General features: G+C 45.4%; 8 protein-coding genes. 2 read left to right on the forward strand and 6 right to left on the reverse strand.

Translation table 11 applies throughout. The annotated features are described in order from the left end of the window. Positions 1–246: 246 nt before the first annotated feature. Together AB4154_RS08615 and znuA are read right to left on the reverse strand one after the other, a co-directional pair. Complete coding sequence (locus AB4154_RS08615) at positions 247–3,609, reverse strand: helix-turn-helix domain-containing protein (protein WP_017067379.1); 3,363 nt, start codon at positions 3,607–3,609, stop codon at positions 247–249. 269 nt (positions 3,610–3,878) lie between these two features. Further along, positions 3,879–4,769, reverse strand: coding sequence for a zinc ABC transporter substrate-binding protein ZnuA (znuA, locus tag AB4154_RS08620; RefSeq protein WP_017067380.1), 891 nt, complete (start codon positions 4,767–4,769; stop codon positions 3,879–3,881). Between the two features lie 83 nt (positions 4,770–4,852). Between znuA and znuC the strand changes: the two genes are divergently transcribed. Continuing rightward, the gene (gene znuC / locus AB4154_RS08625; protein WP_017061943.1) at positions 4,853–5,632 is read left to right on the forward strand and encodes a zinc ABC transporter ATP-binding protein ZnuC; all 780 of its coding nucleotides are present in this window, start codon (positions 4,853–4,855) and stop codon (positions 5,630–5,632) included. After that, entirely contained in the window at positions 5,632–6,417 is a 786-nt protein-coding gene (znuB, locus tag AB4154_RS08630) for a zinc ABC transporter permease subunit ZnuB (protein WP_017061944.1), read from the forward strand. Before znuC ends, znuB begins: the two co-directional genes overlap by 1 nt. Positions 6,418–6,531: 114 nt before the next feature. Here znuB and sucD read toward each other — a convergent pair whose 3' ends face one another. The 4 genes from sucD to sucA all read right to left on the reverse strand — a co-directional run bounded on the left by sucD (position 6,532) and on the right by sucA (position 12,823). Next, entirely contained in the window at positions 6,532–7,404 is an 873-nt protein-coding gene (sucD, locus tag AB4154_RS08635; protein WP_004734209.1) for a succinate--CoA ligase subunit alpha, read from the reverse strand. Continuing rightward, the gene (sucC, locus tag AB4154_RS08640; RefSeq protein ID WP_010436793.1) at positions 7,404–8,570 is read right to left on the reverse strand and encodes an ADP-forming succinate--CoA ligase subunit beta; all 1,167 of its coding nucleotides are present in this window, start codon (positions 8,568–8,570) and stop codon (positions 7,404–7,406) included. The genes sucD and sucC overlap by 1 nt, the downstream gene beginning before the upstream one ends. Positions 8,571–8,776: 206 nt before the next feature. After that, a complete protein-coding gene (odhB, locus tag AB4154_RS08645) occupies positions 8,777–9,985 on the reverse strand; it encodes a 2-oxoglutarate dehydrogenase complex dihydrolipoyllysine-residue succinyltransferase (protein WP_017056410.1) in 1,209 nt (402 codons plus the stop codon). A gap of 21 nt (positions 9,986–10,006) precedes the next feature. Continuing rightward, positions 10,007–12,823, reverse strand: a complete 2,817-nt coding sequence (gene sucA / locus AB4154_RS08650; protein WP_017061946.1) for a 2-oxoglutarate dehydrogenase E1 component — start codon at positions 12,821–12,823, stop codon at positions 10,007–10,009. Between the last annotated feature and the right edge of the window lie 7 nt (positions 12,824–12,830).

Raw genomic sequence — 12,830 nt, forward strand, 5'->3', positions numbered from 1 at the left:
TCTCTTTAATTTTATTCCAGAGGTGATATGGCTTTGCTATATCACTCCGGCAGCAAGCGAAGGTGTCGTTGGCACCCGTGGTATAGTCCCCCCGGCTATGCCACGATATTTTTTTTCTTCCCTTTGTTTTATCCCAACAACCTTTTTAAACTCCCCATTTATCTCGTAGAAGCATAAGAAAGCCCCAACACGAATGTCGAGGCTAAAGTATCTTTATTTATGTTCTAGCTGAGTATCCGCTGCGTGCTACTCTTCGTTGTTTTCAGCAAACTTAGATGGTGACATGCCAAAGTGGTGCTTAAACCTTTGACTGAAATAGGAAGGGTCATTGAACCCCGAATCAAACGCCACATCAGAGATCTTCTCTCCAGCGAGTAAGCGCTCACACGCATGCTCTAGACGTACTTCATTCAAGTGCTCTTTGAAGGTCTTGTTGTAAGCCGATTTAAAGCGTCTCTGTAAGCTTCTCTCAGACATAAACAAATACTTAGCGGCAGTTGCAGTACTGAACTCGGCATCAGCGTAGTTTTCACTCACAAGCTGCGACACTCTGTTCTTCCACTCTTGTTCCGCTGTCAGTTTTTGTTGCTCTGGTGTTGAGGCGGCAAGCTTAATGGTTTCAATCTGTTCAATTGTGCTGGCTTCAAGATTGTCGAGTACTTGATACTCAATTGGCCACGAAAGCTGAACCTTATTTTGAGACTCCGAAACAAAGGCATTAAGCTCACCACCGCTCTGATTCATCAATAGCGGCAGCTTTTCGATGTTAAGGTCGGTCGACTTTCCGGTATTGTCACCCATGCTTGATGCCAGTTTAGGGAAAGGCATCCCATGATCTCGAATGGTCACAACAAGATGCTCCTTAACCTCTTCAACCAGAACCACCATACTCTGCGACTTAAAGTTTCTCTTGATGATGCTCGCAACCAAGCTATTGAAGATAATATCGAGATTAAAATACAGCAACGAGACATATCGTTGTTTTGTTTCGACTTTAATATCCAGTTCAATACCGGCTTTGGTTAAGTCATCCTGCCAAGCTTTGAGTACCACCTCTAAGATTAAAATTATATCGTAACAAACTTGCCCTTCTCCTTGAGGCGTATTACTCAATTGAGCTAAGCCATTTTTCAAGGTTAGAATCGGCGACTTCCCGAGCTCGTCATTCCAATTCGGGAGCATTGCAGCAATATGATTCACTTCAGAAGAGAGTTCATTGGCAGTGTGAGACACAAGCGCATTCTTCACGGATAGCTGCTTTTTAAGCTGTTGATTAGTGGCGAGTAATATCCGGCTTTGGTGCCTCAATTGGTCTGTCTTCAGTGCAACTTGCGCTTTTAAGTGCCGGTTGGCAAAAGTGACATAACGCGAACGCCAAAAGACTAAGATAGTCACAACGCCAATCAGTAATATCAGAGAGCTTGCTGCAGCCCAATTGGTCAGATACCAAGGCTCCGCAATCGAGAAGCTTTGATTGGTTGACACAAAGCGATAATGGGAGCCTTTAACCGGCTTCACTTCAAGTGTGTAATCCCCTGGAAGAAGATGATCGAGCGTTAACAAGCCCCCTTCAAACTCACTCCAAGGTTCATCGTCGCTCAGTCGGTATTCCATCGCAGGTGCGAACGTTGCTGGTAAGATACCTAGCTTAAACCCCATCGATGAACCATAAGGAATCTCATCCAGCTCTGCCGTTTTCCCGCCAAGTGATACCGTTTGTTGGTCGACACTTATCTTACTCAACAAGGCACGGCTATGAGGTGTAGTTGATACCAGTAACTCGTTAGATAACGCGCTGACTACACCATACTTTGAGCCGAAAACAAGCCTCGAAGGTTGGCTATCTTGACTGTAAAAAAGAGCACACGCTCCTGCCGCCAGTTCATTGGTGATCAAACCAAATGGCGAACCTATGTGTTTATGCAGTTGCCCATCCAATCCGTAATAACTGATGCCTTTCGAAGAGCCTAACCAAACACCATTGTCATCGCTTATCAGGCAGTTGGGGCTAATATTGTCTTCAACAAGAGTGATTTCTTGAATAATAGAGCTGTCATCCGGGATTCGATACACGCCATAACTGCTCGCAAACCACTGCGCTCCATCCTTCGCTTTTTCAATATCGACGACTTTGCCAAACCGTTCGCTGGAACGACTAAAGCTAATTCGTTTATCAATGAACGAGTAGAAGCCATGATCCGTTCCTATATAGATGCGACCTAGCAAGCCTACATTGAGAGCGGTGATCTTCGCAGGCAAGAACTTGTCGACTAACCAGTCAGTGCCATAACTCGTCAGTTTCATGGTTTCGATAGATAACGAATAGAGGTTTTGCCCAGAGGTCATCCAAAGAACGTTATCGGCTTGAAGCGCAAGGTTTTCAACACGCACTCCCTCAATTGGCCTTGGTAAATCAAGGGCTTCGGGTTGTAGTGTTTCCGTATTTAGACTGATGATACCTTGTTCGGTCGCCAACCAAATGGAAGAGCCAAAGATCTCAAAATCATTAACAGGGTTAGAGTAAACACGAATTGGGTTCTCTTCACTTTCAGAATCAACCAAGTAGAGCCCCATTGAAGACGCGACCCAAGATAACTGGTCACTGACAGGCAGTACTTTATTGATCACCACACTACTCGAATGCATGCCCATTCCAGTTAGGGGTGTTCTCGAGAAGGTTTTGCTGAACAGTGAGAAGTATCGGATACCGTTGTTTGTCGCAACCCACATACCACCAGCATGATCGTTTATCAACGAATATATTTTCTCACCCGGTAACGAGAAGTCTTGACTAGCGGCTTGTTCGAATCGAGTAATTTGTCCCGTAATAAAGTTGTAGCTAATAAGGCCGTGCTCTGTACCAATCCAATACTGGTCCGAAGTTTCGGCCAACGAGAGAACATGCGACCCTTTAACGATGGTCTCTTTGTCTGGGTTCGCGAGATCAACAATCACAGCACCATTTAAAGTACCGATCACTAACTCACGTCGAGCATTCGAAAAATAAACCGTCTCAATATGGTTTTTGTCTGATGCGGTGACATGGGTAAACTCTTGATTCTCTGAAAGGTAAACGCCAGAACTGGTCGCTAGCACCCACTTTGATAGTACCCACTCAGCGTCGTTAATCGCAATGTCACTGCTGTTATTGTATCGGTACAGTTTAAGTAGAGAGTAGGTGTTGAATTCTAAAGATTGAGTGTTGTAGGTATAGAAATTACTGCCGTCAGTAACCCAAATATAATCGCCTGATGCACCGATATTCGCTATTTCAGCGCCGGGACTTAGGCTAAACGCCAATTCGTTGCCAATTCCAGGGTTATGTCGATAGACCTCATTGTCGAAAAATGTCCAAAACTCATCGTTCAGAAAGGCGACTCTTTCCGAAGAAAATTGCAGTAAGCTTCCCTTGCGAGGGAATAGAGTTCGACCATCGTAAAAGAGTACTTTTCCATGCACATCATGAACCCAGAGCCCACCTCCGGCACCTAAATACAAGTTTTTAGCCGCAAGGAAATTCCCTTGCGCTTGAGCGGGCAAAGGATAGAAAACGGAGGGCGAGGTATTTACCGCTAGAACGCTAAATGAAATGCTCATTAACATGAACATTTTGAAGATAATTCGATACAACTCTTAATCCTGAACAGCAACAACACATGAAATTTTGGGTACCACAACGTCTTATCGTTGCTAAACCAAAAACTGAGTTTTTTTGTGCTTATTATTATCTTTCCATTTTAGCGGAAATTAGAAAAGGAGAAAGGAGGTTTGTTATTTGTTAGGAGGTTTTATCTTAGCGGTCACGAAAATGCCGCAAAAAGCGGCATGATTCATAAATTAACGAGAGCAAAGTAGAGTAAAGAATACTCGTTTATGACTTACTTCTCGTCTAAGCAACTTGTATAGCTATCTGTAAGTTGCTGAAGAAAATCGAAATAGCTTCCACTCTTCACTTCAACTGTTGAACCGATAGGGTCAAGCTGACCTTGTTTTGCGTTACTTCCGCGCGTCACTGATTCAATCACAGCAGGAGTGAATTGAGGCTCAGAAAACACACATTGAACGTTTTCACGTACTATCGTTTTCTTAATAGCGATCAGGCTTTTTGCACCCGGCTTACGCTCTGGGCTCACCGTAAAGTGACCTAAGTTATTTAGCTCAAACTCTTGCTCAAAGTAACCATACGCGTCATGAAAAACGTAGTAACCTTTGTCTTTCACGGGTGCAAGTTGCTCTCGAATAGACTGTTGCTTCTCTTTCAATGCAATCAGGAATGAATCGAGATTCTCTTGGTACGCCATTGCGTTGTCTGGATCAGATTCAATCAACTTAGCTGAGATGTATTTTGCAGCTACTTCAACTTGCTCGATACCTAACCAAAAATGCGGGTCATGGCTACCGTGGTGGTGCCCTTCATGTGCATCGTGGTCATGCTCTTCGTGTCCGAACTCTCGCAAGTTGATTCCGGGAATATCACTGATCTTGATAACATTTTCTTTTGAACCAATCACCTTAGTCAGAAAGGCTTCTAGGTCAGGGCCGAACCAGATGACCATATCGGCACTATGAACTTTTTTGACATCCGATGGCTTAAGCGCATAATCATGCGGCGAAGCATTGCTGTTCATCAACACATCCGGCTCACTAACGCCTTGCGTTAATTCTGTCACAATCATTTGAATTGGTTTAAAGCTTGTTAGAATAGTATTGGCACTTGCGACACTTGGCGCTAAAAGCAAAGTAGCAAGTATAAAAGATGAACGTGACATAATCCCTCGATAATAGAAAAGTAGCTTAGGCTTGAGGTAAATGTTACATTATAACATTAGCGAATTGCAAATGAGTTCTATTCATGGATAACTTAATCCAACTAGATTCTGTGAGCGTCGAATTTGACGGTCGAAAAGTTCTAGACAACATCTCTCTAAATTTAGAGCGCGGCAGAATCACCACCCTGATTGGGCCAAACGGTGCAGGAAAGTCGACATTAGTAAAAGTGGTACTGGGTTTACAGACCAAATTTTCAGGCACAATAACAAAAGCTAAAAAACTGAAAATTGGCTATGTACCACAAAAATTAAAGCTCAATGATTCCCTACCGCTCAACGTAGAGCGTTTTCTAAAACTCACTGGCAATTTCAGTCAGCAAGAGATCCTTGAAGCATTGAAGCTCGTTGGTGCTGAACATCTGCAGAAGAGTAACATGCACCAGCTATCTGGCGGAGAAAACCAACGTGTGCTCATTGCTCGTTCATTGCTAAGAAGACCAGATCTACTGGTTCTCGATGAACCGGCTCAAGGCGTCGACGTTCAAGGGCAAATAGACCTGTATGACTTGATTGACACCATTCGCCACCGCTTTGGTTGTGCCGTATTTATGGTTTCACACGATCTGCATTTAGTGATGGCAAAAACAGACGATGTTATCTGTTTACACCACCACATCTGTTGCTCAGGCGCACCTGCAGACATCAAACACCATCCTTCGTATATTGCGCTCTTTGGCACCGCGACCCAAGAGACGCTAGCGTTTTATCATCACCAACACGAACATCACCATCATGATCTCGCAGGCCAGCCTGTCGAAGGCGACGTGCATGAATGTTCAAACCATAAACACGGACACCACTAATGCTTGAGTTTCTTCTTCCCTCTATTTTGGCGGGTTTGGGTATTGCACTAATTGCAGGCCCACTAGGTTCATTCGTGGTGTGGCGTAAGATGGCTTACTTTGGTGACACGCTTGCTCACGCTTCTTTGATGGGCTTAGCACTTGGCTTTCTGTTCAACATTAACTTGTATTTCGCGCTGCTGATTTGTTGTTTGATGCTGGCCGTGTTGCTAGTGACTTTACAAAAACAAAAGCTGGTCGCGACCGATACCCTACTCGGTATTTTGGCGCACAGTGCGCTATCACTTGGTTTGGTTGCTGTCAGTTTCTTAGATAACGTTCGTGTTGACCTAATGAGCTACCTATTTGGTGACTTGCTGGCAGTATCTCCAACGGATTTAGTGTTCATCTATGCGGGTGCTGCTGTGATTGGATTAGTACTTGCTATCTTTTGGCGACCACTACTATCAACGACGGTTAACGAAGATCTCGCGGCGGTTGATGGCATCAACATTGATTTAATGCGTCTGATTCTGATGCTATTGGTCGGTATCGTGATTGCTGTCGGTATGAAGTTTGTTGGTGCGTTAATCATGACATCGCTACTGATTATTCCTGCAGCAACGGCAAGGAAGTTCTCGAGCACACCTGAGCAGATGGCCTTCCTTGCATCAATTATTGGCTCTATCGCTGTATTCGGTGGATTAAGCTTGTCTTGGTTCTATGATACGCCTGCTGGCCCGTCTGTGGTTATCAGTGCGGCAGCAATGTTTATGCTATCTCAAATGGTTAGAAGTCGAGCTTAGCACTTAGCAGTACGATCTCGTATCTCGAAAACATAAAAAAAGGCTTGGTCAGTGACCAAGCCTTTTTAATATCGTTTCAATTAACTTCTATCTCAATCGATAAAAGCCAGCTGATTACCAACCCGTGATTTCACGTAGGCCTTTACCGATGTCAGCAAGAGACTTAACAGTCTTAACGCCTGCTGCTTCTAGTGCTGCGAATTTATCTTCAGCAGTACCTTTACCGCCAGAGATGATTGCGCCTGCGTGGCCCATACGCTTGCCCGGAGGAGCAGTAACACCAGCGATGTAAGATACAACTGGCTTAGTTACGTTTGCTTTGATGAACTCAGCCGCTTCTTCTTCCGCAGTACCACCGATTTCACCAATCATTACGATTGCTTCAGTTTCTGGGTCTTCTTGGAAAAGTTTTAGGATATCAATGAAGTTTGAACCTGGGATAGGGTCACCACCGATACCAACACATGTAGACTGACCAAAGCCTTCATCTGTTGTTTGCTTAACTGCTTCGTATGTCAGAGTACCTGAACGAGATACGATGCCTACTTTACCCTTCTTGTGGATGTGACCAGGCATGATACCAATCTTACACTCGTCTGGAGTGATAAGACCTGGACAGTTAGGACCGATCATGCGAACGCCAGTTTCTTCTAGCTTCACTTTAACGTCGATCATATCTGTTGTAGGGATACCTTCAGTGATCGTTACGATCAGTTCGATACCTGCATCAATCGCTTCTAGGATTGCATCTTTACAGAAAGGAGCTGGTACGTAGATAACTGTTGCTGTTGCGCCAGTTACTTCTACCGCTTCACGTACTGTGTTGAATACTGGAAGGCCTAGGTGAGTTTGACCACCTTTACCAGGTGAAACACCACCAACCATTTGCGTACCGTATGCGATAGCTTGGTCTGAGTGGAATGTACCTTGACCGCCAGTGAAACCCTGACAGATTACTTTAGTGTCTTTGTTAATTAATACAGACATTATTTAGCCTCCGCAGCAGCAACAACTTTCTGAGCAGCATCTGTTAGAGATTCAGCTGCAATGATATCAACATCAGAATTAGCAAGTACTTCGCGACCTAGGTCTGCGTTTGTACCTTCTAGACGAACAACTACAGGAACTGTTACGCCGACTTCTTTAACTGCACCGATAATACCTTCAGCGATCATGTCACAACGAACGATGCCACCGAAAATGTTTACGAGTACTGCTTTAACATTGTCATCAGAAAGGATGATCTTGAATGCTTCAGCTACACGTTCTTTTGTCGCGCCGCCGCCTACATCAAGGAAGTTTGCTGGCTTGCCGCCGTGTAGGTTTACGATATCCATCGTACCCATCGCAAGGCCTGCACCGTTAACCATACAGCCAACGTTACCATCTAGTGCTACGTAGTTCAGTTCCCACTGTGCTGCGTGTGCTTCGCGCTCATCTTCTTGAGATGGATCGTGCATTTCACGTAGTTTAGGCTGACGGTACATCGCGTTTGAGTCGATGTTGATCTTGCCGTCTAGACAAAGCAGGTTGCCTTCGCCAGTAATTACAAGCGGGTTGATTTCTAGTAGAGCTAGGTCGTACTGAGAGAACATTTGGCCAAGACCCATGAAGATCTTAACGAACTGTTTGATTTGATCGCCAACTAGACCAAGTTTGAACGCCAGTTCACGGCCTTGGTAAGCTTGAGGGCCTACTAGAGGATCGATCGCTGATTGGTGAATCAACTCTGGAGTTTCTTCAGCGATTTTCTCAATGTCCACACCGCCTTCAGTTGACGCCATGAATACAATTTTACGCGTTGCGCGGTCAACAACAGCACCTAGGTAAAGTTCGTTAGCAATGTTTGATGCTTCTTCAACTAGGATCTTAGTTACAGGCTGACCATTAGCGTCTGTTTGGTAAGTCACTAGGTTTTTACCTAGCCACTTTTGTGCAAACTCTTTAACGCCTTCTTTGGTGTCATGTAGCTCTACGCCGCCCGCTTTACCGCGGCCACCAGCGTGTACTTGACACTTAACGACTTTCTTGGCTGTACTGATACGCCCTGCAGCTTCGAAAGCTTCTTGTGCAGTATCACATGCGAAACCTTCTGGTACAGGCAAACCGAATTCTGCAAACAGCTGTTTGGCTTGGTATTCATGCAAATTCATTTTGATATTCCGTTTATTTTCCCTTAAGGGATTATTATTTCCATAACGACACAGTTTCCTGTGTTACGTCTGTAGGGTCTTCTCAAAACAACTGCTGTCCATTTTCTAATGGCTTTACAGTTCAATTGAAGGCCAGACGTTGAGCAGCCTAGCCTTTGAAACTTTTTACGTCTAGCTAACGGGGTTAACTAGACGTTTTAGCGATACTAAACGTCTAATAGCAGACGTGCAGGATCTTCTAGAAGCTCTTTGATGGTCACTAGGAAGCCAACTGATTCACGGCCATCGATTAGACGGTGGTCGTAAGAAAGCGCTAGGTACATCATTGGTAGAATCTCTACCTTGCCATCAACAGCCATTGGACGGTCTTGGATTTTGTGCATACCCAAAATTGCCGCTTGAGGCGGGTTGATGATTGGCGTAGACATTAGAGAACCAAATACACCACCGTTTGTGATAGTGAAGTTGCCGCCCATCAGTTCATCAACCGTTAGCTTGCCGTCACGACCTTTGATTGCTAGCTCTTTGATGCCTTTTTCGATATCAGCGAAACCTAGTGTGTCACAGTCTTTGAGTACTGGAGTCACTAGACCACGTGGCGTAGATACCGCCATGCTGATGTCGAAGTAGTTGTGGTAAACGATATCTGTACCATCAATAGAAGCGTTCACTTCTGGGAAACGCTTCAGTGCTTCTGTTACTGCTTTCACGTAGAAAGACATGAAGCCAAGACGCGTATCGTGACGTTTCTCGAATTGGTCTTTGTACTGCTTACGAAGGTCCATGATTGGCTTCATGTTCACTTCGTTGAAAGTAGTCAGCATTGCTGTGCTGTTTTTCGCTTCTAGAAGACGGTTTGCAACTGTCTTACGCAGGCGAGTCATAGGCACGCGTTTTTGGCTGCGAGCCGCTGCTGGCGCTTCAACTGCTGGTGCAGATGCTGCTGCCGGAGCCGCTTTCGCTGCTGCTAGGTGTGCGTCGATGTCTTCACGAGTAATACGACCACCAACACCAGTGCCTTTAACGTCAGCTGGTTGTAGGTTGTGCTCAGCAAGCAGGCGACGAACAGCTGGGCTTAGTGCGTCGTTGTTCTCTTCTGTTAGCGCAGCTTTATGGCGCTTATCAGGAGATGCTTCTGTATCTTCAGTGGTGTCTTTCGTTGGTTCACCAGCGACAGCACCCGGCTTGATTTTAGCCAAAAGCTGCTTAGAAAGTACCGTAGCACCCTCTTCTTCGATGATAGCTTCCAGAACACCCGCTTCAGGAGCCGGTACTTCTAGAACTACTTTATCTGTTTCGATATCTACAATGACTTCATCACGTGCAACCGCTTCGCCCGGTTTTTTGTGCCAAGTAGCAACTGTTGCATCAGCCACAGATTCAGGTAAATCTGGAACCAGAATTTCAATTGTCATGTGCGTATTTTCCTTTTACTTCTAGTTCTTAAGTAGGGTCAAAGCGTCGTCAACTAACGCTTTTTGTTGTTTCAAGTGTACTGACATATAGCCAACAGCTGGTGATGCTGATGCAGGACGACCTGCGTATTGAATATCAGCACCTACTGGGATAGCAGCTCGGAAATTATGTTGGCTACTGTACCAAGCACCTTGGTTTTGTGGCTCTTCTTGACACCAAACGTAATCGACTACATTTGTGTATTGTGCGATGGCAGCTCTCACATCCTCATAAGGGAACGGGTAAAGTTGCTCAATACGTACAATAGCGACATCGTCTTGCTCGTTCTTACGTCTTTGGTCAAGCAGGTCAAAGTAAACCTTACCTGAACAGAACACGACGCGTTTTACGTTCTCAGGCGCCAGGTCATCAATTTCTGCGATAGCTGGTTGGAACGTACCTTCTGCCAAATCTTCCAGAGAAGAAGTACACAGAGGATGACGAAGCAATGACTTAGGTGACATTACGATCAGAGGACGACGCATTGGTCGAACAACCTGACGGCGAATCATGTGGTAAACCTGTGCCGGTGTTGAAGGAACAACAACCTGCATGTTTTGTTCAGCACATAACTGAAGGTAACGCTCAAGACGTGCAGAAGAGTGCTCTGGGCCTTGGCCTTCATAACCGTGAGGAAGCAGCATAGTTAGACCACATAGACGTGCCCACTTTTGCTCACCTGATGAAATGAATTGGTCGATAACAACTTGTGCACCGTTTGCGAAGTCACCAAATTGAGCTTCCCAAAGGGTTAGACCGCTTGGCTCTGCTGTCGCGTAACCATACTCAAATGCGAGTACCGCTTCTTCAGATAACACAGAGTCAAACACTTGGAATGGCCCTTGTTTATCATGAATGTTCGCAAGAGGAACATACGTGCTTGCATCTGATTGATTGTGCAGTACTGAGTGACGGTGGAAGAACGTACCACGACCTGAATCTTGGCCTGAGATACGAATACGCTTACCGTCGTCAACAAGTGTTGCGTATGCCAGAGTTTCAGCCATACCCCAATCGACTTGTTTCTCACCATTCACCATGGCAGTACGATCGTTGTACAGTTTATTTACTCGGCTTTGCAGCTTGTGGCTGTCCGGGTATTGACAAAGTTTGGTACCAAGTTCTTTCAGGCGCTCGATATCAATCTTGTTATCCCACTCGATGTTCCAGTCGTGACCTAGGTAAGGAGACCAGTCTACTGAGTGAAGTGCCATTGGACGCCACTCTTTAACCACAACTTCACCGTGATCAAGTGCATCACGATATTCGTTAACTAGCTGAGTTGCTGTATCAATACCAAACTCACCGCGCTCCATTAGCACGTCAGCGTAAAGCTTACGTGGTGTTGGGTGCTTCTTGATTTTTTGGTACATCAAAGGCTGTGTTGCATTCGGCTCATCGGCTTCATTGTGACCGTGGCGACGGTAACAAACCAAATCAATAACAACATCACGCTTAAACGTATTACGGTAATCCAATGCAAGACGCGCAACAAACGCAACCGCTTCTGGATCATCAGAGTTAACGTGGAAAATCGGAGCCTGAACCATCTTCGCGATATCGGTACAGTACATCGTAGAGCGTGTATCGCGAGGGTTAGACGTTGTAAAACCAACTTGGTTGTTTACAACGATACGAACCGTACCACCTACACAGAAACCACGAGCTTGAGACATGTTAAACGTCTCTTGTACTACACCCTGACCAGCGATAGCTGAGTCACCGTGGATAGTAATTGGAAGTACACGGCTACCATCATTATCACCAAGGCGATCTTGACGTGCACGTACTGAACCGATAACTACCGGGTTTACGATTTCTAAGTGAGATGGGTTAAATGCTAGTGCTAAGTGAACGTTGCCGCCTGGCGTTGCGAAGTCCGCAGAGAAGCCTTGGTGGTATTTCACATCACCAGTACCCCACGTGTCATCGTGCTTGCCCGCAAACTCGTCAAACAGGTCTTGTGGCTTTTTACCAAGCACGTTGACCAACATGTTTAGACGACCACGGTGAGCCATACCAACAACAACTTCACGCATGCCTTGTCCGCCAGCATGACGAATAATTTCTTTCGTCATTGGGATAAGAGCATCACCACCTTCCAACGAGAAGCGTTTTGCGCCTGGGAATTTCGCACCAAGATAGCGCTCAAGACCTTCAGCAGCAGTTAGCTCTTCTAGGAAAGCTTGCTTTTCTTCTTTGTTGAAAGAGGGTTGACCAGATACAGACTCTAAACGTTGTTGGATCCAACGCTTTTGCTCTGTATTTGTCATGTGCATGTATTCAGCACCAATAGAGCCACAATACGTTTGCTTTAGAGATTTGTAGAGATCTTTAAGCACCATCGTCTCTTGGCCAATGGCGTAAGAGCCGACGTTGAACGTCTCATTGAGGTCATCTTCGGTAAGAGTGTGGAAAGAAGGGTCCAGTTCATCAACTGTCGCTCTTTTCCATAAACCTAGGGGGTCTAGATTTGCTGCTTGATGCCCTCGGAATCGATAGGCATTAATAAGTTGCAGAACCTTTACTTGTTTCGCATCGACATCTGGATCACTAACTTGGACACTGTAATGCTTTGTTTCTTGAGCGAGTCGACGGAAGTATTCACGAACACGAGAGTGTGGTTGTTCCACTGTCTCTGAAGCTTGCACAGGCAGTTCTTCAAAAACACTTCTCCATTCGTCACTTACCGAATCTGGGTCACTTAGATACAGTTCATAGAGTTCTTCTACGTACGTTGCATTGGCGCCAGCCAAGTGTGAAGACTCGAGCCATGCCTTCATCACGCCGTTGTGCATATTTTCC

Origin of the sequence: Vibrio sp. 10N.286.51.B11 (genome assembly GCF_041469245.1) — a bacterium.
Taxonomy (GTDB): Bacteria; Pseudomonadota; Gammaproteobacteria; order Enterobacterales; family Vibrionaceae; genus Vibrio; species Vibrio crassostreae_C.